The 26,072-nt window shown below is 27.6% G+C and carries 22 protein-coding genes; 12 read left to right on the top strand and 10 right to left on the bottom strand.

All coding sequences use genetic code 11. From position 1 onward, the window contains the following. Positions 1 to 58: 58 nt before the first annotated feature. Complete coding sequence (locus tag IC213_RS10405) at positions 59 to 1,003, bottom strand: DMT family transporter (RefSeq protein ID WP_227434318.1); 945 nt, start codon at positions 1,001 to 1,003, stop codon at positions 59 to 61. Between the two features lie 325 nt (positions 1,004 to 1,328). On the opposite strand from IC213_RS10405, the gene IC213_RS10400 reads away from it, so the two are divergent. Both IC213_RS10400 and IC213_RS10395 read left to right on the top strand, forming a co-directional pair. Next, positions 1,329 to 2,750, top strand: a complete 1,422-nt coding sequence (locus IC213_RS10400) for a sigma-54 interaction domain-containing protein (protein WP_227434317.1) — start codon at positions 1,329 to 1,331, stop codon at positions 2,748 to 2,750. A 199-nt stretch (positions 2,751 to 2,949) separates the two neighbouring features. Continuing rightward, positions 2,950 to 3,534, top strand: coding sequence for a zinc dependent phospholipase C family protein (locus IC213_RS10395; RefSeq protein ID WP_227482286.1), 585 nt, complete (start codon positions 2,950 to 2,952; stop codon positions 3,532 to 3,534). Between the two features lie 193 nt (positions 3,535 to 3,727). On the opposite strand, the gene IC213_RS10390 is transcribed toward IC213_RS10395, so the two are convergent. Next, entirely contained in the window at positions 3,728 to 4,507 is a 780-nt protein-coding gene (locus IC213_RS10390; RefSeq protein ID WP_227434315.1) for an HAD family hydrolase, read from the bottom strand. A 69-nt stretch (positions 4,508 to 4,576) separates the two neighbouring features. Beyond that, complete coding sequence (locus IC213_RS10385; protein WP_227863059.1) at positions 4,577 to 5,833, bottom strand: competence/damage-inducible protein A; 1,257 nt, start codon at positions 5,831 to 5,833, stop codon at positions 4,577 to 4,579. Positions 5,834 to 6,092: 259 nt separating this feature from the next. Here IC213_RS10385 and IC213_RS10380 point away from each other — a divergent pair, with 259 nt between their 5' ends. The 4 genes from IC213_RS10380 (at position 6,093) to IC213_RS10365 (ending at position 11,273) form a co-directional block, all read left to right on the top strand. Continuing rightward, complete coding sequence (locus IC213_RS10380; protein ID WP_227482284.1) at positions 6,093 to 6,992, top strand: D-alanine--D-alanine ligase; 900 nt, start codon at positions 6,093 to 6,095, stop codon at positions 6,990 to 6,992. Positions 6,993 to 7,015: 23 nt separating this feature from the next. Beyond that, positions 7,016 to 8,464 (top strand): PLP-dependent aminotransferase family protein, encoded by a 1,449-nt coding sequence (locus IC213_RS10375; protein ID WP_227434312.1) that lies wholly within the window; start codon positions 7,016 to 7,018, stop codon positions 8,462 to 8,464. An 81-nt stretch (positions 8,465 to 8,545) separates the two neighbouring features. After that, positions 8,546 to 9,328, top strand: a complete 783-nt coding sequence (locus IC213_RS10370; protein ID WP_227434311.1) for a M15 family metallopeptidase — start codon at positions 8,546 to 8,548, stop codon at positions 9,326 to 9,328. Between the two features lie 25 nt (positions 9,329 to 9,353). Then, positions 9,354 to 11,273 (top strand): ABC-F family ATP-binding cassette domain-containing protein, encoded by a 1,920-nt coding sequence (locus IC213_RS10365; RefSeq protein WP_227863058.1) that lies wholly within the window; start codon positions 9,354 to 9,356, stop codon positions 11,271 to 11,273. A 146-nt stretch (positions 11,274 to 11,419) separates the two neighbouring features. Here IC213_RS10365 and IC213_RS10360 read toward each other — a convergent pair whose 3' ends face one another. From IC213_RS10360 to IC213_RS10350, 3 genes are all read right to left on the bottom strand, one after another. Beyond that, positions 11,420 to 11,773, bottom strand: a complete 354-nt coding sequence (locus tag IC213_RS10360) for a PqqD family protein (protein WP_227434309.1) — start codon at positions 11,771 to 11,773, stop codon at positions 11,420 to 11,422. Then, positions 11,760 to 13,688: an OPT family oligopeptide transporter gene (locus IC213_RS10355; protein WP_227434308.1), complete on the bottom strand. Its 1,929-nt coding sequence runs from the start codon at positions 13,686 to 13,688 to the stop codon at positions 11,760 to 11,762. The genes IC213_RS10360 and IC213_RS10355 overlap by 14 nt, the downstream gene beginning before the upstream one ends. 410 nt (positions 13,689 to 14,098) lie before the next feature. Beyond that, a complete protein-coding gene (locus tag IC213_RS10350; protein WP_227863057.1) occupies positions 14,099 to 16,288 on the bottom strand; it encodes an amino acid adenylation domain-containing protein in 2,190 nt (729 codons plus the stop codon). A gap of 329 nt (positions 16,289 to 16,617) precedes the next feature. Here IC213_RS10350 and IC213_RS10345 point away from each other — a divergent pair, with 329 nt between their 5' ends. Together IC213_RS10345 and IC213_RS10340 are read left to right on the top strand one after the other, a co-directional pair. Further along, positions 16,618 to 17,349, top strand: a complete 732-nt coding sequence (locus IC213_RS10345; protein ID WP_227434306.1) for a glycerophosphodiester phosphodiesterase — start codon at positions 16,618 to 16,620, stop codon at positions 17,347 to 17,349. Positions 17,350 to 17,428: 79 nt separating this feature from the next. Next, positions 17,429 to 18,067, top strand: coding sequence for an isochorismatase family cysteine hydrolase (locus IC213_RS10340; RefSeq protein ID WP_227860836.1), 639 nt, complete (start codon positions 17,429 to 17,431; stop codon positions 18,065 to 18,067). A 222-nt stretch (positions 18,068 to 18,289) separates the two neighbouring features. On the opposite strand, the gene IC213_RS10335 is transcribed toward IC213_RS10340, so the two are convergent. Both IC213_RS10335 and IC213_RS10330 read right to left on the bottom strand, forming a co-directional pair. Beyond that, on the bottom strand, positions 18,290 to 18,883 hold the full coding sequence (locus IC213_RS10335) for a DUF3867 domain-containing protein (protein ID WP_227434304.1): 594 nt from the start codon (positions 18,881 to 18,883) through the stop codon (positions 18,290 to 18,292). A gap of 70 nt (positions 18,884 to 18,953) precedes the next feature. Continuing rightward, positions 18,954 to 19,817, bottom strand: coding sequence for a S66 peptidase family protein (locus IC213_RS10330; protein ID WP_227434303.1), 864 nt, complete (start codon positions 19,815 to 19,817; stop codon positions 18,954 to 18,956). A 173-nt stretch (positions 19,818 to 19,990) separates the two neighbouring features. Here IC213_RS10330 and IC213_RS10325 point away from each other — a divergent pair, with 173 nt between their 5' ends. The 4 genes from IC213_RS10325 to IC213_RS10310 all read left to right on the top strand — a co-directional run bounded on the left by IC213_RS10325 (position 19,991) and on the right by IC213_RS10310 (position 23,612). Then, complete coding sequence (locus IC213_RS10325; protein ID WP_227863056.1) at positions 19,991 to 21,160, top strand: M20 family metallopeptidase; 1,170 nt, start codon at positions 19,991 to 19,993, stop codon at positions 21,158 to 21,160. Positions 21,161 to 21,257: 97 nt separating this feature from the next. Continuing rightward, complete coding sequence (locus tag IC213_RS10320) at positions 21,258 to 21,734, top strand: SAM-dependent methyltransferase (protein WP_227863055.1); 477 nt, start codon at positions 21,258 to 21,260, stop codon at positions 21,732 to 21,734. Positions 21,735 to 22,351: 617 nt separating this feature from the next. Further along, positions 22,352 to 23,146, top strand: coding sequence for a M55 family metallopeptidase (locus tag IC213_RS10315; protein ID WP_227434300.1), 795 nt, complete (start codon positions 22,352 to 22,354; stop codon positions 23,144 to 23,146). 22 nt (positions 23,147 to 23,168) lie between these two features. Further along, on the top strand, positions 23,169 to 23,612 hold the full coding sequence (locus IC213_RS10310; protein WP_227434299.1) for a regulatory YrvL family protein: 444 nt from the start codon (positions 23,169 to 23,171) through the stop codon (positions 23,610 to 23,612). Positions 23,613 to 23,690: 78 nt separating this feature from the next. Here IC213_RS10310 and IC213_RS10305 read toward each other — a convergent pair whose 3' ends face one another. Then, positions 23,691 to 24,977 (bottom strand): Gfo/Idh/MocA family protein, encoded by a 1,287-nt coding sequence (locus IC213_RS10305; RefSeq protein WP_227863054.1) that lies wholly within the window; start codon positions 24,975 to 24,977, stop codon positions 23,691 to 23,693. A 186-nt stretch (positions 24,978 to 25,163) separates the two neighbouring features. After that, the gene (locus IC213_RS10300) at positions 25,164 to 26,063 is read right to left on the bottom strand and encodes a DMT family transporter (RefSeq protein WP_227482274.1); all 900 of its coding nucleotides are present in this window, start codon (positions 26,061 to 26,063) and stop codon (positions 25,164 to 25,166) included. Between the last annotated feature and the right edge of the window lie 9 nt (positions 26,064 to 26,072).

Genomic DNA, 26,072 nt, shown 5'->3' with positions numbered 1-26,072 from the left:
TTAAAAATTACAATGAAAAATACCCCTATATAAATATATAAGGACAAAATACATACTCTTAAATACTTTCTGTTTTCTCAGTTTGTTTTAATTTATTAGACTTATAGAACATTTTTATTCCATCATAAGAAAGATTAAGTGCTATTACAGCTGATATCAACATTAACATCACTCCAAACAGCTTTCCTATAGAAAAACTTTCTCCTAGCATAGTGCATCCAATTATAACAGAGCCAACTAATTCTACTGATGCTACAACACCTGCAACAGATAACTCTACACCTTTAGATATACCTGCTGCATAAAAAATATATGCAAGTGCCGCTGGAACAACCCCTAACATCAACATACAAGATAAAATATTTAAATCTTTAGCATAGGTTAATATTTCCCATGGTCTAGCAGAAGGAATCATAAATATCGCTCCAAATAAAAAGCTGTAAACTAATATTGTTGAACTTGAAAATTCTTTTAAGGCATTCTTACTAATAGTTGGCATAAGTGCATACGCTATTGCAGATAATATTCCAAGCAATAATCCCATAGTACTTAAGTTTTGAAAATTTAAACTTCCACCAGTTACTGCCATAATAGCTCCAATAAAGCAAAAAATCAGCGAAAATATTTTACTTCTAGTAATACTCTCTTTATAAAAAAATTTTGAAAATACAGCTAAAAACAATGGCGATGTATACAATAAAACTGCTGCTACAGATACACCTACAGTATCAATAGCTTTAAAGTAACATAAATTAAACATAGCTTGACATATAATTCCTATTATTACTGAATAAATAATTCCTCTTTTGTTTATTTTCAAAATATGTGGTGTTCTTATAGCTGAATAAACACCTAAAACTATAAATCCAAAAAATAATCTTGTAAATGCTACTTGTTCTGATGTCAATCCACTTCCCATCAGAAACTTTCCAAACAACCCAAGTGTAGCCCATAAGATTCCTGCTGTTGCTATAAATACATACCCTTTACTTTTTTCTCCCATCTTAAATACCCCTCTACTATTATTTAGTCAATACACATCATTTTTATCAAGCAAAAACCATGCCACTTTTATTTTATTTATATCGACACTAAAAACTTAGAATTTGCAACAATATTACTAGTTTTTCAACTTTTCTATAGTTATTTCAAGTATATTTTAAGTTGATTTAGACTCGCTTTAATTGTAAAATAAGTTATATATAACTTATTCAAAGTTAAAATAGACTGAAGTTTATGTATTATATAAAGATTATACTTTTAATTATATTTAATAAATTAAATATATTTTAATATATCATTAAAAATTTAGGGGGACAATAGGGAAAATGGATTTAGATTTAGAGTTTTATAAAAAAATATTAGAGGCTTCTCATGACGAAATATGTGCATCTGATGATAAAGGTATAATAATATATTGTAATAAGGCATTTGAAGAAAATTATGGTCTAAAAAAAGAAGATATTTTAGGAAAAAATGTTTCTTTCTTAGAAGAATCTGGATATTCAACAAAAAGCCCCATACCAGTAGTATTGAGAACAAAGTCTAAATTTTCACTTGAACAAGATACTCAAACAGGAAAAAAACTTATTATAACTGCAAGTCCTGTATTTGATGAAAATGGTGAGCTAGAATTCACTGTTGAAAATTGTAGAGATATAACCGAACTTAATAATATAAAAAATAAACTTGAAGATACAAAAAAACAAGTAAAAAAATACAAATCTGAAGTGGAAACACTATATAGAACCGCTCTTAGGATTGAAGATACAGTAATTATGGATGGCATAGTTATGAGACCTATTATGAATACAGTCAACCATGTTTCTAAAACTGATGTAAGCGTACTATTATTAGGAGAATCTGGAACAGGAAAGAGTTCACTTGCTAGATATATACATCACAATAGCAACAGGTCAAGTGGTCCATTTATAACTATAAACTGTGCAACCATATCTCCACAACTACTTGAATCTGAACTTTTTGGATATACTTCAGGTGCTTTTACAGGTGCAAGTACCAAAGGTAAAGTTGGTCTTGTAGAATTGGCTAACGGAGGAACTCTTTTTTTAGATGAAATAGGTGATATACCACAAAATCTACAAGCAAAATTTTTACAATTGATACAAGATAGGACTTTTACTCCAGTCGGAAGTTTAAAAAATAAAAAAGTTGACATAAGAATTATATCCGCTACAAATGCTGACTTAATTTCTAAAGTAAAAGAAAAAAAATTTAGAGAAGATTTATATTATAGATTAAATGTTATAGAAATAAAACTCCCTCCACTTAGAGAAAGAAAGGATAATTTAGTAGAGATTATAAAATATTATTTTAATAGATATTCAAGTGACTTTAATCTAAACAAGACAATTTCAAAAGAAGCTATAAGTATTATTGCAAACTACAGATTTCCAGGTAATATAAGAGAGTTACAGAATATAATTCAAAAAATCTTACTTACTTGTAGAGATAATCATATAACAACAGACGATTTACCAAGTATACTCACTAAAAATGTAAATATTGTAAATTATGGAAATAACCCTCCAACATACACAACCAATGTAGATAATTCTCTACATATTGATTATAAAAACAAAAACTTTGACACCTTGATTATGGAGTATGAAAAAAATGTAATTTTGGATGCTTATGAGAAATTTGGTAGTTCTTATAAAGTAGCTAGACAACTTGAAATTTCTCAATCCAAGGCTAATAGGCTAATTAGAAAGTATACTAATACTTAATTTTAAATTTGATAAATAAAAACTTAACATTATTTACATATTGTAAATTTCGCCAATTACTGGTATTATGAATATGGTTGAAATTATTTAAATAAATGTGATTGACTTAATTTCATATATTTACCATTAAACTTTTATCATAAATATCATATCATAATAATATATTTAATAAGTCTAATAAACTATACGAGGTGTAAATATGTTAATGAATACCCATTTTATTATGGCAAAATCGATACTTAATAATATAGATGAAAATAAAACATTCTTTATAAGCGAAAAAAATTTTATATATGGTAATATAAAGCCAGATGCTTTTTCTAAATATAAATTAAAAAAACATTATATGGATGAATCATTTAATATGATTGCTTCTAAAATAAAATATCTGTGCAGTCTTACTATAGACAGTGTTTCTAAATATTTTTCAGTAAGTAGACTTAGTCAAGAGCTTGGTGTTATCTGCCACTTTTTATGCGATTTTTTCTGCTTAGCTCATAGTGAACGCTGGGAATTTAAGCATAGTTTGAATAAACATGTTACTTATGAAAGAGAACTTGGAGCATTTGCAAAGGATGTTGATTTATCTAAAATTAAAGGTAATACTATAAATAGTGGATTTGAAAAATTTTTTGTTAAACTTTACAATGAATACAAAAAGAAAAGCGACTATATGAATGATTTAAAATTTTCAGCGTATACTTGCAATAGTGTTATAAATTATATATTAGATTCTATTTTAGCTAATACAATAAAATCATACCATATAGCAAATTGTGGTTAACTTAAGAATTTTAAACTGACAATTAATATAATCAAAATGACTGCTCTACAGAATATAAAATCTAGTTTTATAATTCTACTGAACAGTCATTTTTTTATACTGAATAGGTAATACCTTATAAAATTGATTAATTAGTAAATCAACAAACAAAAATAATTTACTAATTTTTTATTACTTCTCATCAATCTTATATCTAACTGTTTATTTTTATGATAGCATCTATAGCACTTTTTACACTATCTACTACATAATTTGCACTTTGTTTTACTTCTTCTCTTGCCTTTGACATTACAAAACTATATTTAAATCCCTCTAACATACAAATATCATTTGGAGAATCTCCAATAGTAGCAACTTCATCTGGACTTACATTTAGAGTTTTTATTACATGTTCTATGCTACCTCTTTTCGATACACTTTTAGGAACTATGTTTAAAGTATAAGTACTAGAAAAATATATTTCCAACACTTCACTAAACTCACTTTTTAAATATAATTCTATTCTAGACAACTCTTCTAAATTTTCAGAGCATATACCAATATTGCCTATAAGATTATCAAAACTATCTCTTTTCTCAAAATCGGGGTCCACTATAAAATCGCTAGAATAATGTCTAAAAGCTGTTGTGTCACTATCTACAATTACATCTCCTTTATATTTAAAATACAATTGTGCATCAGTTGATTCAAATCTATCAATAACTTTTTTTACTAATTTATCATCTATAGTTTGCTTAAAAATCACATTATAATCTTTATCATGTATAAATGCACCATTTTCACATATATAATAGCCATTCATATCTAAGCTCCCTTCGATAATATCACGAGCCTGTTTGAAAACTCTACCTGTAGCAACATTAAACTGTACTCCTCTTTTTTCTATTTCCTCAATTGCTACTATATCTTCTTTTGTTATAGCTCCATTTTCATATAAAGTTCCATCTAAATCACAAAATATATGTTTTATCATAAATTAAAAGCCTCCAAAAATGATTTTATATTATACCAATACTTTAAATATAATCAATATCACAATAGTTTAAAGTTTTTCTAATTGTATTCTCAACTCATTAAGTAAATCTCTAGTAGCTCTCAATCTTATTTTTCTTCTATCTCCATTAAATATATTTTTTTTCACTATTATTTTTCCATTTATATATATTGCAGTATAAACCAACCCTACAGGCTTTTCCTCAGTTCCTCCACCAGGTCCAGCTACTCCAGTTGTAGATATACCTATATTAGCTCCAAGCCCTTTAGCAACGCCCTCAGCCATTTCTATTGCTGTTTGTTCACTTACTGCTCCAAAGTCTTCTAAAGTTTCTTTTTTTACTCCCAATCTTTTCATTTTGGCTTCATTAGAATATGTTACACATCCTTCAAGAAATACAGAAGATATTCCTGGGTAGTTTATAAGAGATGAAGATACCAAACCTCCAGTACAAGATTCAGCCACTGCTATTGTTAAGTTTTTTTCTACAAGAAGCTTAGAAACAGCATCTTCTAATGCAGACTCTCCTTCAGATACTGAAATATCTCCTTCAGTATATACATATTTACCTACTCTGTCCTTTATCTTTTCTTCTACTGGTCTTATAAATTCAAAAGCTTGTTCTTCATTTTCAGCTTTTGCAGTTATTCTTATTGTAACTTCTAATTCCTTTGCATACAAAGCAACTGTTGGATTAGTTTGTTCATCAATTATATCTAAAATTTCCAATTCTAGGTTTGACTCCCCTATTCCATACAATCTTAAAGTTTTTGATACTAGCATTTCCTTTGTAAATTGTTGTAGGTAAGGTTTGACACTTTCATTAAACATTGCCTTCATTTCTCTTGGAGGTCCAGGTAGTACTATTATACTTTTATCATCTTTCTTTAAAATAGCTCCTGGTGCTGTTCCATTATTATTTTTTAATACTATAGCATCCTTTGGAAAATATACTTGTTTCATATTATTTTCGGCTATTTTTTTTCCTGTTTTAACAAAGAATGATTCTAAGACTTCTAATGATGGTTTATGTAATTCTAATTCCTGTCCAAAATACTCTGCTGCAGTTTCTTTTGTCATATCATCACCAGTTGGTCCAAGACCTCCTGTAGTAATTACTAAATCACTTCTTTTTAAGCTTTCATCAAAACATTCTAAGAGTCTTTGCTTATTATCTCCAACTGTACTTTGATGGTATACTTCTATTCCCAATGCTGCAAGTTCTTTAGCTAAAAATTGAGAGTTTGTATTTACTATATCTCCCAACAGTATCTCTGTTCCTACACTTATTATTTCTGCTTTCAAATTTTATCACTCCTTGATTTATAGCCACTAAGACTAGTCTTAAGTTCATACCACTAATTTTAGCAAAAATAATGATATAAATAAAGTTAAAAAATCATTCAAATCTATCTGTAAGTTAGATTATCACTCTAAAACCACACATAATATAAACTTCACATGTAGTGGTACTTTCATCATCAACCATTAATTCATATAATTAAGTAAGTAAATTAAAAAATTTAATTTAAAAATAATAAAATTTAAAATAGGAGTGTATAATATGAAAATAGCAGTTATAATGGGTGGAATATCATCAGAGAGAGAAGTTTCTTTAAATTCAGGAAAAGAAATATATAATAATCTTGATAAAAGTAAATATGATGTTGTAAAGGTGATAATAGATGATAAAAAAGATATATTTACAAAAATACCAGAAGATACAGATTTTGCAGTACTAGCACTACATGGGAAATTTGGTGAAGATGGATGCATTCAGTCAGTACTTGAGACTATGGATATACCATATTCTGGATGTGGACCTCTTTGTAGTGGAATGTGTATGGACAAAAACATCACTAAAAAAATGCTTAGAGATTCAGACCTTCCTACTGCTCCATGGGCTTTAGTAAAATCAATTGATGAAATAAATTATGATGAGATAGACAAAATAGGCTATCCAGTATTTATAAAACCAAATTCAGGAGGTTCAAGTGTTGCTACATTCTTCATCCATTCCAAAGATGAAGTTGAAGAAGCAGTTCGTAAAGGTTTAGAAGTTGATGAGTTTGTAATGATTGAAAAATATATACCAGGTGGAGAATATACTTCATTCATATTAAATGGCGAAGTATTTCCTACTATATCTATAAAATCAGACTCAGGATTCTTTGATTATGAAGCTAAATACTCACTTGAAAAAGGAGCAAAAGAAGAAGTTATTTATTTAGATGATGAACTTCAAAAAAGAGTAAATGAGATTTCTGAGACTTGTTGGAAAATTTTTAATTGCAAAGCATATGTAAGAGTTGATATGATTATAAGTGAAGGTATTCCTTATGTTCTTGAGCTAAATACTCTTCCTGGCATGACTAAAACTAGTTTAATACCTAGAAGTGCCGCTGCTAAAGGTCTTGAGTATAGCCAATTATTAGATAAACTTATAGAATACTCTTTAAATTAGATAATACAATTTGAGGTGGTAATTTGATATTTTCAAATCTAAGATTAAATGATAGTGAACCAATTTATATACAAATTAAAAATTATATAAGTGATATGATATCAAAAGGATTAATTCCAGACAATAGTAAGCTCCCTTCCACAAGGGAGCTTAGTCAGCTTTTACAAGTTAGTAGAAATTCCATAGTCTTAACTTATGAAGAACTAAAATCAGAGGGCTTAATCTACTCTGTTTCAGGAAAAGGTACATTTGTTAATTCAAAAAATAAATCTTCAAACACTACATGGTCTTTAAATTGGGATTGTTTAGAGAATACATACTCTAAAAAAGCTAATGAATTAGATATTATAAAAAGCGAAATACCTTGGAGCTCTAACCTAATATCATTTAAAAGTATATCTCCTGATGGAGATTTATTTGATATGGAGGAATTAAAAAAATCTTTTTTAAATAGAATCTCATTAGAAGGTCACAAACTACTTAACTATGGATATGCACAAGGTTATAAACCTCTTATTGACTATTTGCTTGAATATATGACAAATAAGGGCGTTGATATTAATAACAAAGATATATTAATTACAAATGGATTTACAGAAGGCTTTGATATTATTATGTCCTCTTTCACTCAAGAAGGAGACTATATAATTTGTGAAAATCCTACTCACAACACAGCTATAAAAATTATGAAGTCACACAATCTCAATATTTTAGGTGTGGATATATCTGAAAATGGTTTAGATTTCAATATGCTCGAAAATCGTTTAATTGAGTACAAAAATAAAATAAAATTTGCATATATTACACCTTCTTATCACAACCCAACAGGGATTGTAATGACCCCTGAAAATAGATATAGATTCTATAATCTTATGAAAAAATACAATATAGCAATTATAGAAGATGGATTTAATGAAGAATTACTCTACAATAGTTCTCATATATTTCCCATCTGCTCTCTTGATAATATGAATAATGGTGTTGTATATATTGGTAGCTTTTCAAAAATTTTATTTCCTGGAATAAGAATTGGATGGATTTTTGCAGATAAAAAAGTTATAGATAAGTTAGAAAGTGTAAAAAGGTGCAGAAATATACATGTATCTTTTTTAGACCAAGGTATTTTATTTGATTATTTAAGTAATGGAGGATTTGAAAAATACGTAAAAAAAATACGTAAATTCTATGGGGATAAATTTAACTTTGCCTATGAATGTGTAAAAAAATATATGCAAACGGAATATATCTTAGGTGATGGTGGTTTGCATATATTTATCAAGCTTAAGAATATAGATACTAGAAAGCTATTAGAAAAATGTTACAAAAAAAATGTTATCTTCATGCCTGGAGATTTATTTTTTACAAATGGCTTTGGTTCTGACACTTTAAGACTTGGATTTTCGAGACTCTCTTTTGAAGATATTGAAACTGGTATAAAAATAATAGGAGAAACTATAGATGAAATGTCCTAGGTTAACTAAATATTGTTAGCCTAGTTTATTTTTATGAGGTATAATATATATAGTTTATATGAATCTAACATGGGGGATAATATGAGTAAAAAGTCAAAACGAAAGAAGATTAATAAATTAAAGCTAACAATTGTAATAACTGTATTATTTCTTGCCTTACTATCTATATATGAGATATTTTTCTCTAAATCCAACAAAGAAGATAATATAAAAAGTCAAGAAACTATACAAGATAAAAACAATACAACAGAGGATTCTAAAAATAATCAAAACTCTACTAAAAAACAGGAAGATAACAACATTAAGCCCACTTTTTCATATTCTTCAATACCAGATAACATAAAAAACAAAATGATTGGTAAATCTATGCCTTCTGATGAACCTATAGGATTTGATAGTTTATCTTACTTGCAACTTACCTACTACGGATTTGATGAAAAAACTCATCAAGGTGAGATGATAGTAAATAGTGAACTAGCTTCAGAAGTTGTCGATATTTTTAAAGAGTTATATGAAAAAAAATATCCAATTGAAAAAATTAAATTAATAGATGATTATGATGCTGTAGATGAAAAATCTATGTCTGATAATAATACATCTGCATTTTGTTATAGAACTGTAGCTGGTACAAATACTGTCTCAAATCATGGTAAAGGACGTGCTATAGATATAAATCCATTACAAAACCCACATGTTTCTGGAGACAATGTTAGCCCTAAGGTAAGCACTGTTTATGCAGATAGGTCTGCTTTAAAATTTGGAATGATAAAAAAGGGTGATGATTGTTATAATGCTTTTGTAAGCAGAGGTTGGAGTTGGGGTGGATATTGGAAAAACCCAGACTACCAACATTTTGAAAAATAATAGATTAGAAATAAAGGTGAATTATATGAATTTAATGACATTGGAAAATATAAGTAAAAGCTATTCTGAAAAAAAATTACTTGAAAATATATCTCTTGGTATCAATGATGGAGAAAAAATAGGACTTATTGGTGTAAATGGTACTGGTAAATCTACTTTACTTAAAATTATTGCAGGAACTGAAGAAAGTGAAACTGGCAATATAACAAAGGCTAATGGTATTAGAGTAGAATATCTTCCTCAAAACCCAACTTATGATGAAAATTCAACTGTTCTAGAACAAGTATTTAATGGAACTTCAGAAGAATTAAAACTCCTTGGTAAATACCAAGAAACTTTAGAAAAACTTAATTCTAACTTTACAGATGAACTAAATAAAAAATTATTATCCATGCATGAGAAGATAGATGCTTTAAACCTTTGGGATTTAGAAAGCGAAGCCAAATCTGTACTTACAAAGCTTGGTATAAATGATTTCAATCAAAAAATAATAGAACTTTCTGGTGGTCAAAGAAAAAGAGTTTCTCTAGCCTCAGCTCTTATTACTCCTTGTGAGCTTTTAATACTAGATGAACCAACAAACCATCTAGATAATGATACCATCGATTGGCTTGAAGAATACCTAAATTCAAGAAAAGGTTCATTGCTTATGATAACTCATGATAGATATTTTTTAGACCGTGTTACAAATAGAATAATTGAATTAGATAAAGGTAGATTATTTAGCTATGATGGTAATTATTCAATATTTTTAGAAAAGAAAATGGAAAGACTTGCATTAGAATCAAGTATTGAGGATAAACGACAAAATTTAATTAGAACAGAACTTGCATGGGTTAGACGTGGAGCTCAAGCTCGTAGCACAAAACAAAAAGCTCGTCTACAAAGATTTGATGAACTTGTAAATAGAGACTCTTTCAAACCTGATGAAAATATTGATATATCGGTTGCCTCAAGTAGGCTTGGAAATAAAATAATAGAAATACACAATATATCTAAATCTTTTGAAGAAGTTACAGTTATAGATAATTTAGAATATACTTTAGCACGTACAGATAGAATTGGCATAATAGGTAAAAATGGTATGGGTAAATCAACTCTAATAAACATAATAAATGGGAAATTAGCCCCTGATAGTGGATATATCTCAATTGGAGAAACTGTAAAAATAGGTTGCTTTTCTCAAGATGATTCTCATATGAACATTGACATAAGGGCTATAGACTATGTAAAAGAAGCTAGTGATTATATAGAAACTTCTGATGGTACTAGGATTACAGCTTCTCAAATGTGTGAAAGATTCCTTTTTAATGGTACCATGCAGTATACTTTGATAGGCAAACTATCTGGTGGTGAGAGAAGAAGACTACACCTTCTTAGAATTCTTATGACAGCTCCTAATGTACTTCTTTTGGATGAACCTACAAACGACTTAGATATAGAAACACTAAAAATATTAGAAGAATATCTTGATGAATTTAAAGGTGTAGTAATTACAGTATCACATGATAGATATTTCCTAGATAGAATCTGTAATAAAATATTTGCATATGAAGGAAATGGAAAAATTCATATTTATACAGGTAATTATAGTGACTATCTTATTTATAGAGAGATTCAAGGAATTGAATTTGAAGAATCTAAAAAAGAATCACTTAAAAATGATGATTCAACTGCTCCAAAAAAAGAAAAACCTAAAAATGATAAAAAACTTAAATTCTCATACAATGAGCAAAGAGAGTTTGAAAATATTGATTCTGACATAGAAAAACTTGAATCTAAAATTACAAAACTTGATGAAAGTACTTCAAAATTTGCAACTGATTTTACTAAACTTCAAGAAATTTTAGATGAAAAATCAAAATTGGAAAAAGAACTTGAGTACAAATATGAAAGATGGGAATATCTAAATAATTTAGCTGACGAAATAGCTAATAATAAATAATATTAAAACATCTAAGTTTAATAACCTTTACTTTAAGTTTATAAATTATAAATATTTAAAAGAGCTATATGTCTTTAAAAACATATAGCTCTTTTTTAACTATCTTCTAATTTTTATATTCTGATATATCCTATAATAATTCTTTATTATAAGTCTATATCCATTCTTTCAACATAGTGACAATTGACATCAATATGATTTAAAAAAACCAATAACCTTTCATAAAGTGGATGAGATTCTTCTCCATATTTGGATTCTAAGTTTTCACCTATTTCCCTAACAGTCTTTTGACCATCAATTTGTAAAAATACAAAACTAGAATATTCATCTAGCTCTATTTTTTTATATTTAGGTATTCTAGCTTTTAACTTTCTAAAAAACTTTTGAATCTTATGGTCCTGTTTTTCAAGTATAGTTACAATACCATTTTCATCTACTTCATATTCAAGTCCATCAGTAATTTTAAATACAATATCTAAAACATCATTACTCTTGCTCATTATTTTTTACTTTAGATAAAATGATAGGTAATGTTGTAAGTACAACTAAAACTATTAATAAAGCAATTGCCATTGAATTTGTAGCAGCAAAACCACTTGGTACTTTTGGAGTTATAACTCCAGTTACTTGTAATATTATACCTATTAAACCAATGATAGATCCACCTGCAACAAGACCAGAAGATAAACTTATACCATTAGAAACTTTAGCTTCTTTTTCTTTTTCAGATTTAGATACTAGTTCAACAAATAAACGAATTAATGCTCCAACTAATATTATAGAAGTTGTTGCTATTGGTAAATAGAATCCTATAGCTATAGTCATTATTGGTAAGTTTAATGCATATAACACAATTGCCATAAATACTCCAACAATAATCATAACCCAAGGTAAACTACCTGACATAATACCAGAAGTTAATGTTGACATTAAGTTTGCTTGTGGTAATGCAAATTGTACATTATCACCAGTAGCTTTAAGTTGGTCAGAAAGTAATAAGATTACTCCTACAACAACTATAACACCAACTATACTTGCAACTGTGAAGTAACGTTGCATTTCATTTTTGCTACCACCAATGATGTAAGTTACTTTTTGAGATTGAGTATATCCTCCAGCTATAGCAATAGCAACAACTATAAATGACCCAAATAAAAGTAATGATTTATTAGCTTCTAAATCAGTCCATCCCATTATAACAAATACTAATGTTACAATAACTAAAGAAGCTATAGTCATACCAGAAACTGGAAGATTTGATGTTCCTATTGTTCCTGTTAAACGTCCAGCTACTATGACGAATAATAAAGATAATAAAAGAGATATGATAGCTCCAATAATTGCCATAGCAATATTACCAGAAATCAAGAACGCTGCTAAGAACCCAACTACTACTCCACCTAATAAAAGTATCATTTGTATAGATGAACCTTCTTCTGCATCTCCAGTACTTGATTTAGCTTTAAGTGTTTCTTTTATAGAAGCGATTATAGTTGGGATAAGTTTTATTGCACCAATAATACCTCCACAAAGCATCATACCAGCACCTATATATTTTACATAACTACTAGATATAGCTCCAACATCCATTTGGTTAAGAGGCATTGCAGGATTATTCCATACCATAGCTCCATCTTTAGCCATATCAGTAAAGTAACCTATTAAAGGTGCAATACCAAAGTTTGATAAGATACTTCCTGCAAACATTGTTAAAGAAACTTCAAGCCCTACTATAAACCCAATTCCTAAAAGTAGAGGGTTTACTTCAATATCAAATTTCCATTTGTAGAATTTACTTCCTACAAGACTCATTACATTGTTTGCTACATTTAAGAATGAACCAGTTAATACAGTGATAAATCCACTTATTACAAATCCAATTCCCATGTATTTAATTGAGTCTCCACCAGCCTCTGAAGCAACAAGTGTTTCAGATATAGCCATTGATTCTGGGTACATAAGTTTACCATGTTCTTCAATTATTAAATAATTGTGAACTATTGCTGCAACTCCTATACCAAATAAAACACCACCAACTCCAACAGCTAAGCCTTCTAAAAATGTGATTTGGCTTCCAATTAAGATAACTGCTGGTAATACGAAAATGAATCCACTTGCAACAGATTCCCCACCACTTGACATACCTTGGATTAAGTTCTTACCAAGAATACCCTTTTGGCGAGCAAATGCTCCAACAAAAGCAGAACCTATTATAGCTCCTGGAATACCTGCTGCAACTGTAAGACCAGCTTTCATTCCAGAATAAGTTGTAGATGCGGCAAAAATGGCAGCTAAAATGATACCGATAATCAATACAGCTACATTTCCACCGGTTCTGGACTTATCTGTGATGTATGGAACGTAATCTTTTCCACTAACCTCACCATAAGCTCCCTTAGGTAATTTTTTGTTCATAAAATTTTCACCCCTTTTCAGTTTGTATATATTATAACATATATACATATAAAACTTAACTTTTTATTATTTTACAAATAGCGAGTAAAAACTACTAAAATTTAATCCCATATTATTAATTTCTATTTTTAGATATTTTTATGCTAATTTTCTTTTTATTTTTCGATTATACTAAAAAGGATTAAGATAAAAAATAAAAAATTTTTTTATATTAAAATTAAATTTGTTATAAAAACACTTTAAAACACGGAAAAGTATAAAAAATACAATAATCATCCTTATAAACAGATTTTCACCACAGTAAAAATGTACAGAAAATTCTTTCTTTTATGTCAATTGATTCATTCTTGAAAATAGGTGTCATAAAGAAACTTCTATAGTTCCTTTATAACACCTGTCATAATACAAAATCACTCTGGCAATGCCCTTTTATTTACTTTTCCAATTGGTGTAACTGGTATTTTATCTATCCTCATTATTATTGTTGGAATCATGTATGGAGGTAAATGCTCATTTAAATATTCTCTAACTGTTATGTCATTTATTTTTTCACTATCTTCATCATCAATCACATAATATGCACATATATACATATCTCCATCCTCATTTGTTCTTGAGATACAAACAACACTTTTAATTTCTGTAATATTGTTTATTATGTTTTCAATCTCATACAGCTCTATTCTAAATTCATCAATTTTTACTTGATTATCCATCCTACCAATATAATCCAAATTTCCATCATCTAGCCATCTTACCAAATCACCAGTTCTATACATTAATTTATTATGTTCACAAGTTTTGTAAGGATTTTCTACAAATACTTGCTCTGTTAAACCTTTTTTATTTAAATAGCCTCTTGATATTTGGATTCCTGATAGACAGAGTTCTCCTGGAACTCCAATTGGGCATAGTTTATTTTTTTTATCTAATACATATGCATAAGTATTAAAGATTGGCTTACCTATTGGTATTTTCCCATACTCTTTATCCACATGAAAAGAAGTTGATACAACAGTAAATTCTGTTGGTCCATACTCATTATATAACTCATAGTTACGTTTTCTATATCCTTTTAATCTTTCTCCTCCTGTCTGCACAACCCTAAGTGAACTGTTGTTACAGTTTTGTATAAATAATCTTGCAAACGCTGTTGGTAATGCTAATATGGTTATATCATTTTCCTCACAATACTCATTTACTGTATATTCATCAAATTTTGCTTCTTCTGGCATAATGTTTATTGAAGCACCCATCAATAGATATGGAAATAGTTGTTTCATTACAGCATCAAAACTAAAACTTAAATATATCCCACATATATCATTTTCTGTAGCACTTATAGCTTCTATACTATAATAACACATATTTACTAAACTCTTATGCTCTATAGCTATAGTCTTTGGTCTACCAGTTGACCCTGATGTAGATATTGTATATGCACAGTTTGATGGTGTTATTTTTTCAGTTAAGTCATATCTAATTTTAAATATATCTTCATCATTTATATCAATTACTATTGTGTTTTCATTTATAACCTTACATCTAAGTTCGTCTGTAGTTATTACTACTTTTGCATTACTATCTTCAAGAAGGTAATTTAATCTTTCTTCTGGATTACTTGTGTCTATCGGGAAGAATGCTCCTCCTGATTTCATAATTCCTATGGCTGTAACAATTATATTAATGTCTCTTGGCAACATTACAGCTACTATATCTTCACTTTTTACCCCTATATAATTTAAATAACCTGCAAGTCTATCAGTTAACTCATCAAGTTCTCTATATGTCAAATTTCTATTTTCGTCTCTAGCAGCTACATTATTAGGTGTTCTCTCAACTTGTTCCCTAAATAAATTAATATAAATTCTGTCATATGGTATCTCACATTGATTATCATTAAAATCTTTCAATAATATTTTTTCTTCTTTCTTACATACAAATTCTAAATCTTCTATTAAAATATTGTTATTCCTTATTATCTGCTCTATTATATAATCAAATTGATTTAATATCCTTCTAATAGTTTCTCTTTTGTATATAGATGGCTTATATTTTATTTTTATTTTTAATGCCCTTTTAGTATAAACTATTACAGATAAATCATATCCTTTTTTTTCTATGTCATAGTCATATGATAAATCAAAACTTTTAGCTACAAATATTGTATTTATAAGTTTAGTATTCAGATGATTTTTATTCTCTATATCTGATAATAAATAGTATCCATATTCTAAAGACCTACTCCATTGCCTTTTTAAATTTTTTACAACATCTATAAACTTTTCGCTTTGTCGAACCTTAACTCTTATAGGAATTATATTTATTGTTTTTCCAAAAACCACATCATCTTCATATGTATACTTTTGTAATATAAGTCCATAGATAGTTTCTATAATAGAACTTATACTTATATTATTCATTTTAGAATATTGAATTAGTTTCTCATGTTTTTCAATATCAATCTTAAAAATTTCATCTACAACTTCGTCAGAACAATCTTTATAAAAAAAATCATTTGGAATTTTTGCTAGATTGGTATAATCATCTAACAAATCCATCCAATAATTCATAGCTCGTTCTAAATTAACTTCATACATATCAAAATTCCCCCTTACTACTAAATCTATAGAAAAAATTCTTTTGGAATTTCATTTTTTTAAATACAGAAATATATTAATAATATATATGCAAGCTCTAAACACATGAGCTTGCATAAACTTATACTTATATATTATGACTATTAAATTCGTAATATTTATAATGTTTAAAATATATTATAACACAGATATGATTTTATTTTCTTACATTTATATAATATATAAATTGTTATTTAATTAATGTATAATTATATTGTTTAGAATATGATATATTATATTAATTAAAATTTTATAAGAATAAGTTATATTTATTGAAAGGAGCTTTACAAATGAACATTTATGCTCACAGAGGTTTTAGTGGAAAATATCCAGAAAACACTATTCTCGCTTTTAAAAAATGCTTAGATATGGATATATACGGAATAGAACTTGATGTTCACAAGACTAAAGATGGAAAAATTGTAGTTATTCATGATGAAACGGTTGATAGAACTTTTAATGGACATGGTTTTGTAAAAGACCTTACTTTAAGAAAACTAAAAACATTGAACTCATCCTTTGAGGGTTACCAAAACAATAAAGAATGTAAAATTCCAACTTTAGAAGAAGTCTTAATCTTAATTTCGCCTACAGACCTTATCTTAAATATAGAACTAAAAACTGACAAAGTAAATTACACTAATATAGAAAAAGATGTTTTGAAACTTATTTTAAAGTATAATATGAAAAACAGAGTTCTTATATCTAGTTTTAATAGCAATAGCTTAAAAAATTTTCATAAGTTAGAACCCAGTATAAAAACAGCTTTATTATGCTACTTACCTATAAATAATGTAGTTGAATTTGCTAAATTTCTAGGAAATAGCTATCTTCACCCTCCTTTAATTTTAGTAAATGAATCTCTAGTTGAACTTTGTCACAAAAATTTACTAGGTGTCAATGTGTATACTGTAAATGAAGAAGAAGATATGCTACATTGCCTATCTCTTAATGTAGATGGTATTTTTACTAACTATCCAGATATAGCTTTAAACCTTTTACAATCAAAGCAATATAGCTAGTTATATAGTAGTTTATACTCCTTGACTTTTATATGATTAATATGTACAATTTTATTAAATTTAGCTTGGAGGTATACTTATGGATAACTTATTAAATGAACTTGAAGCTTTAAAAAGTAATTTGGATAATTTACCAATAGAAAAAATAGAAAATTACGATTTGAGTAAAACAGTTTTATTTATAATTGATGTCAATAATGGTTTTGCAAAACAAGGTGCCTTATACTCTCCCAGAGTAGAATCTTTGATAAAACCAATTGAAATTTTCGCAAAAAAAATATCAAATAAACTAAATAAAGTAATTGCATTTACTGATTGTCATACACCTAAATCTATAGAACTTTTAAGTTATCCTGTTCACTGTTTAGAAAGTGATGTGGAAAGTGAATTGGTTGACGAAATTAAATCTATAGAAAATCTACAAGTTTTCCCTAAAAACTCTACTAATGGATTTTTCGCACTAGAAAATTTAGACTTTGATGGGATAGACAATATAATTATAGTTGGTGATTGCACAGATATATGTATATATCAATTTGCAATAACTCTAAAATCTTATTTTAATCAATATAATATCGAAAAAAATATAGTTGTTCCTATGAATTTAGTAGACACTTATGACATTCCTAATGTTCATCCTGCAGAGATTTTAAACCTAGTATTTTTTAATAGTATGCTTCAAAATGGAATTAAGGTATTAAAGGAAATTAGCTTATAATAAATACTTTATAGATTTATATAGGGATACAACTTTGATAATAAGATTGTTCTATACAAACATTACTTAATACAATTAATTTAACATAACTAAAGTATATAAATATAGAAATCGCAATTTAAATATTCTTCTATACATCTTCTGTAGGATAAATTAAATTGCGACTTCTATTTTTTACATAATACTAATCAACTATACCGCTTCAATAGTTAAATTTACTTTTTAATAATCGTATTTATTTGTAGTTTCACACATAACTACTTTTATCTTTTTATTAAACATATTCTTATATTCTAATAAAAACTCATTTAATTCTGAGTCCATAAGATTTATTTTTTTGTCACTACAAAGCATTATTTTTTCTTGATCTATTATTACATTAATATCATTTAAATCATTTTTTATGAATGTTGTTATACAACTCTTAGGTTGAATTTTTTCACCATATTTCTCATAAAATCCTGCACTCTTTTTAAACGATTCTAAATCTTCTGTAGATACTTTGCTGGAAGTATTATTACTCATAAAACCTGCTGTAGAAGGGTCGATTCCAAAGTTTCTAAGTTGTTTTTCTACTTCTTCAGTGTCCATACCATATCTTTCCATGAACTGTTTTTGTATTTTCATAAACTTTTCTTGAGATATGTCATTATCTTTCATATAATCAAATATTTTTCTTGAAAATTCAGCCATCGACATCTTTCCATCCATAACAGAAAAATATAAGTTATATATGTATTGCTCAAATTTATCTACATCAGAATCTTTAACTTTGTTTTTTAATTCGTTAAAGTCAATTATTCTATCATCAGACATTTTTTATCCTCCTAGCTAAATTTTTACTTGTATAAGATTATACCATACTTCTAATATATTTATATATACACTATTTTTTTAATTTAACCATTTTTTCTGTTGCATCTAATTCACACATTCTTCCTAAAGGAATAGTTATCATTGGTATACAGTGCCCAGATTGTAGATTATATATAGCTGGCTTATTAACCTTCTGCGCAAATTCCTCCAATAGTTCTATTAAATCTTCTTCTTTGATACAGTCTTTAAAATCTCCAAAAATTATACCATTACATTCATCCAGTTTTCCTGAAGAATACAATTGAGTTAACATCCTGTCTAATTTATATTGACATTCTCCAATTTCTTCAATGAATAAAATTTTATCCTTTGCATCTATTTCATATTTAGTTCCTATTGTAGAAATTATTAGAGATAAGTTTCCTCCCATTATTATTCCCTCTGCTTTGCCTTCACATACAGTATAAATCTTTTCTTCTTTTGGATTTTCTAAGTATAATTCATCTTTAAATTCTAAAGCATCTACTAGAGATTTATAAGTAAATTCATCCCATTTAGCTACATTCGCTGCCATTATTCCATGATATGGTAAAAGACCACAATTTTTATAAAAAGCTAGATTTAAACCTGTTATATCAGAAAAACCTATAAATGGTTTAGGATTTTGTTTTATTATTTCGTAATTTATTTTATCTAGTATTCTTGTTGTTCCATAACCTCCTCTTAAACACATAATTATATCTACTTCTTCATCTAAGAACATCTCTTCTATATCTCTTACTCTAATATCATCATTCCCAGCTAAATAACCTTTATAATTTAGTCCACAACTTTCAGAAAATTTAACTTTATAACCATACTTCTCCAAATTAAATTTTATTTCTCCTAGACTTATATTTCTCAATGGTCCAGAAGGCGCAATTACTCCTAACATCTAAACACCTCTTCTTCTAAAATGATATATTCTAATTTATGCTAAACATCTCTACTATAATTATAAGACATTTTATTTATACTTGATACAGAATAATGTTTTATATAGAATAATATAATTATAATAATTAAGAAAAATAAATTTTTAATTTTAATATAGTTAGGATGTGTTTTATGATTAATATTAAAGCTCTTTGCCATGATATAAATGATTGGGTTATAGATATTAGAAGAGATTTACACAAAACTCCAGAACTTGGCTTAGAAGAATTTCAAACTAAGAAAAAAATTATTAAATATTTAGATGAAATAGGTATAAGTTATATTGAATATGAAAATCACACAGGAGTAACTGCATATATAAATGTAAATCCAAACTTTGAGACAATTGCTATAAGAGCTGATATAGATGCTTTACCTATAACAGAAAAACTCAATCTTCCTTATAAATCCATTAATTTAGGTAAAATGCATGCATGTGGCCATGATGCACATACTGCTATTTTACTTGGCACTTGTAATATACTATTTAAATTAAAGGATTATTTAAATGTAAATGTAAAGTTTTTTTTCCAACCTGCTGAAGAAACCATTGGTGGCGCTAAACTTATGATAGAAGATGGATGCATGAAAAATCCAGATGTAAATTATATATTTGGTCTTCATGTAAATCCCAATATTGATAAAAGTTTAATTGAACTAAAATACAATACTTTAAATGCATCAACAGATACACTTTGTATAAGTGTATATGGCTCAAAATGCCATGGAGCTTATCCTCATCAAGGTGTTGATGCTATAGTTATCTCTGCTCATATCATAACTGCTTTGCAGACAATTGTCAGTCGAAATACAAACCCCACTGATTCTGTAGTTATTTCTTTAGGAAAAATTGAAGGCGGAATTAAAGAAAATATAGTTTGCGATAAAGTTGTTATAAAAGGAACCTTAAGGACTTTAACGCAGGAAACCAGAGATTTTTCAAAAAAACGAATTAGAGAAGTTTGTGATTTTACTTGCAAAACATTTGGTGGAAATATTGATGTTGAAATTGAAGAAGGTTATCCTTCCCTTATAAATTCAAATTCTCTTGTAGATTATGTTAAACAAAATGCAGTAGAATTATTTGGAAAAGAAAATATTTTGATTAAAGATACACCTACTCTTGGTGCTGAAGATTTTTCATATTTTTTGGAATATTGTGAAGGTGTTTTTTATCACCTTGGTTGTGCAAATCAGGGAAAAAATATTAATTCTCCTCTTCATACAGATACCTTTGATATTGATGAAGATTGTCTTATTACTGGTGTTATGCTTCATTCAAAAAATGTATTATCCTTTTAATTATATGCTTCTATCTCCTTTTTATATTGACTCTCACATGGTGTTAGGGTTTACTCTAAAATTACAAATAACAAACCAAATAATTGGAGGTAATATTATGAAACAAATTTTAGTAAACCCTATAGGAAAAATACTTGTTCAAGGTGAAGAAATTTCTATCAAATTGGATAAAAAGTATATACCTGCATTAAAAGCACTTGATGAATTTAGTCATTTAAATGTAATCTGGTGGTTTGATGGATTTGATGATGTTGAAGCAAGAAGTATCTTAGAAACTCCAAAGCCTTATAAAAAAGCACCTGATGTTATGGGAATATTTGCGACAAGGTCACCTATTAGACCTAACCCAATAGCATTAACTACTGTACAAATTATTAGCATCGACCATGAGCATGGTATAATAAGAATTCCATATATCGATGCTAATGATAATAGCCCTGTTATCGACTTAAAACCATATACTCCAAGTATTGATAGAGTTGAAAATCCCTCAGTCCCTGAATGGTGTAGTCATTGGCCTAAATGTGTAGAAAAATCAGGGGAATTTGATTGGGAAAATGAATTTGAATTTTAATTTATTTTAGATAGAGTATTAAATTAAAGGTAGAGTATTAAATTAAAAAATTCTAATTTAATACTCTACCTTATTATATTTTAATTCTATAAAGTATTCGTTGTATTTCATTTTCTTGAATTATATAATTGATTTTATCCACTTTCATATTGGCAAATTATCTTGTATACTTAATATAAATAATTATAAAGGAGAATACTCATGACAATATTTAGTCTACAAGCAGCAAATTTATTTGGATGGATAGCTATTTATAGCCCCTTAAACATCTTCTTTTTTACTAATTCTATAGAATAATTCTATAATTCCACTCTTTCTCCTAATCTTAAAACACTACAACCATTGAACAAACTTAAAAATAATATCTATCAATGTTTTAAGTATGTTAAACTAGTAAATGTAGCTACTTCTGTGTTACAATTTTATATAAATATTGTATATAGCAATAATAGGATAATAGATACTAGTTAGTGTTATATTTCTAATATCAGTTATTTTTCAGTTACAGATTTAATAATAATTAATAATGAGAAATAATATTTTTCTACCTCTTATTAATTGTATGTTTACTGTTATCTGTTATTATCATTAATAATAAATTTAAGGGGGCTTATATTATGAAGTTATATTTAAGTGCCGATATAGAAGGTACTTGTGGCATTGTAAATTGGGATGAAACAAAGCTTGAATGTGAATTTTCACAACACTATAGAACACAAATGAGCAAAGAAATAGCAGCTGCATGTAATGGAGCTACTCAGTCTGGTATGCATGAAATACTTGTTAAAGATGCACATGATAGTGGTAGAAATATTAATCCAGATATTTTACCTGAAAATGTCAAAATCCTTAGAGGATGGACTAAAGACCCACTAGTTATGATGGCTGGTATTGATAAAAGTTTTGATGCATGTGTATTTACTGGCTATCATTCTGGAGCTACTTGTAATGGGAATCCACTTTCTCATACTATGGATATTGACTATGACTATTTTAAAATAAATGATGAAATAGCATCTGAATTTACTATAAATGCTTATGCTGCTGCATACTATAATGTTCCTGTAGCATTTTTAAGTGGAGATGAAATGCTTTGTGAAAGTGCAAAAAAACTAAACCCAAATATAATCACTGTTCCTGTTTCAAAGGGAATTGGAAATGGCTCAATTTCAATCCACCCAAATCTTGCACTAAAAAAAATAGAAGAAGGTGTTCAAGAATCTTTATCTGGAAATTTATCTAGACACTTAATAAAATTACCAAACAAATTTAAAATTGAAATAAAGTTTAGAGAACATTACAAGGCTTTTAAAGCTTCTTTTTACCCAAGTATGAAAAAAATAGATTCTCAAACAATACTATTTGAAACAGAAGATTATTATGAATTTTTAAGAATGTTGTTATTTATATAAATTTCATGTTATACATAAGGAGTTGATTAAGATAAGTAATAAAAGAAGGATTCCTTTAGGCGAATTTATTTCTGTATTTTTATTTTTTGCTGTTTTTTTTGGTATAACTTTTTGTATTTTCACTGTTATAGGAATTGGCTTCTTATCATTCTTAGGTTTTGAATATAAATCTCTTGGGTCTGTACTAATTTTCTTTTTAATATATTTTTGTATAACTACCCCAATTGATTTTCTATGCACTACCATTTTAGATATATTTAGATATGTAAACAAATTGCCATATTCAATTTATAAATTTTGCGAATTTATAATTGATTTTATACTGACTTTTTTAGCTATGAACATAATTGATACATTTATGGATTCAATAATGATTCCTTTAAGTACAGAAATTTTATTTGCCTTACTTTCTTATCTCTTATCTGAATGCATGGATTTTTTTGATAAAGATAAGAAAAAATCTTAATAAAAAGATAGATTACTTAATAGACGATTTATATATCCCTATTATCTAATCTATCTTTATTTGTGTAATCTTTTATATTTAAAATATAGTTTCTTCTATTTCTTTAGTCATCTTTATAGCATCATCAAAAAATTTATCTATATGCACCACTTCATCACTCAATCTTGAATACTCTGCTGCAAATGCCATTACATGACTTTCTATAGCATCTTTTGCTGCTGCTCTTCCTTTTTCTAAGTCTTTATTTAAAACTAATTTAATAAATTCAGTTATGAGATTTCTATCATATTCTTCTACCATATCTTTCTTATTTGATGGATTTATAACTACTTCTTCATTTTTTCCAAATTCTTTAATTCTTATCTCATTTTTATTTAAATCTCCACCAACTTCTCCATGACTAAACATCATCTTTATAGTTCTTCCATTTTCTTTAGTAAATGCACATAAATTAAAAGTAGCAGTTACTTCATTTTCAAATTGTAATATATTTACCATGTTATCTACTACATTATTATCACATCTGTAAACACATCTTCCATATAGACTTGTCTCAAGTATCTTTAAAAGATTCTCTTTTGTAGGATTTATATGCACAGCTCTATTTATATTTCTGTCATTTTCTAGGTAAATTTGTTTTGCAGAATATGGACATTTCTTTTCTACCAAACATTGAAGGCAATTCTGTGCCATTTCTCCCCCAGCATTTTCATTATTAAGATGCTTTAAACTTCCAAATGCAGAGATTTTTTTACATCTACTACCTACCAAATATAATAGAATATCCATATCATGACAACTCTTCGCCAAAATCAAAGGGCTTGTCTCATTACTATTTCTCCAATTCCCTCTAGTAAAACTATGAGCAAAATGCCAATAGCCTATATTCTCATTATATTGTATACTAACTAATTCTCCTAATTTTTTACTTTCTACAATTTCTCTTAATTTATTGTAAAATGGAGAATATCTAAGTACATGACAAATCATAAAAATCTTATCTTTATACTTCTCACATAGGTCATTTATATGTACTAATCCATCTAAACTATTAGACATTGGTTTTTCCAATAATATATGATAACCTTTTTGAAGCGCTAAACTTGCTACATCATAATGTCTATCATCATTTGTAGCTATTATGACTGCATCTGCCATTTTATCCTGTTTAAAGAATTCTTCTAGACTTTCAAATACATTTTTGCTATTTAAGTTATACTTCTGTGCAAATAATTCACGTCTTCCTTTTTTTGGCTCTGCTACAGCAACTATCTCACATGTATCAGAATTTTCATAAATATATGGAGCATATGCATATGTACCTCTATTACCTGCTCCAACCACAGCAACTTTTACTTTTTCCATACTTTAAATTATCCCCTTTATATTATTCTACTACTTTATTATATTCTATTTTTAAATATATTTGGATATTTTTGATAAAAGAAACAGCAGTTATAGTTTTTTACTTTTAACTGCTGTTTTAACTTAATATGCTATTCTTTTTTAGAATCATATTATTTATTTTTAATGTAAATTTTAATACTATTTTTATTTATTTTGCTTGTCAATTTCTTTTTCTAGCTTGTCTAATTTTTTATTGTATAAAAACATATAAAATGCTGCTGAAAAGACTATTACATATCCTACAACACTTAGCATATCTGGATAAACATTAAACAAGAATATACTCAAGATTGCTGAAAATATTATATTACTATAGTCAAATATAGAAATTTCTTTGGCTGGGGCATACTTATATGCTAAAGTTATACCAAATTGACCTAAACTTGCAAATACTCCACCTAGTAATAAATATACAAGTTGCATAAGAGTCATTGGTTCATACACTGCAAAAGCTATTGGTCCTACAGTAACTAATGAAAAAACTGAAAAGAAAAACACAATTGTATAATAATCTTCTCTATCTCCAAGAATTCTTAAACAAGTATATGCCATTGCTGCAAATACAGCTCCTGCAACTCCTCCTAGATATGGAATTACTTCAACACTAAATGTTGGTTTTATTATAAATAAAGCTCCTATAAATGCAATTATAATTGCCCCTATCTGTTTTATGTTTATTTTTTCTTTTAGAATAATTGCACAAAATATAACTACGAGAAAAGGACTCATTTTATTTAGCATATTAGCATCTGAAAGCATCAACTTATCAATTGCATAATAGTTAAATATAACCCCTAAAGTTCCAAAAATTGACCTATATAAAAGAACCTTCATATTTTCTTTTTTACCTGTTAAACTTCCTTTATGTTTTATGATTAGCCAAAACGCAATTATAGCCGATACCAAGTTTCTAAAAAATACTTTTTGAAAACTTGGTAAATCGCCTGCCAGTTTTACAAATGCAGACATCATTGCAAAACCAAGAGCTGATGCTATTATAAACATTATACCTTTTATTCGATTTGATTTGATTGTACTACTCATATTTACCTC

This window comes from Clostridioides sp. ES-S-0049-02 (genome assembly GCF_020658465.1).
In the GTDB taxonomy this organism is placed as follows: domain Bacteria; phylum Bacillota; class Clostridia; order Peptostreptococcales; family Peptostreptococcaceae; genus Clostridioides.
The sequence above is the reverse complement of the archived record's forward strand: the minus strand, read 5'-3'. Positions and strand labels throughout refer to the sequence as shown.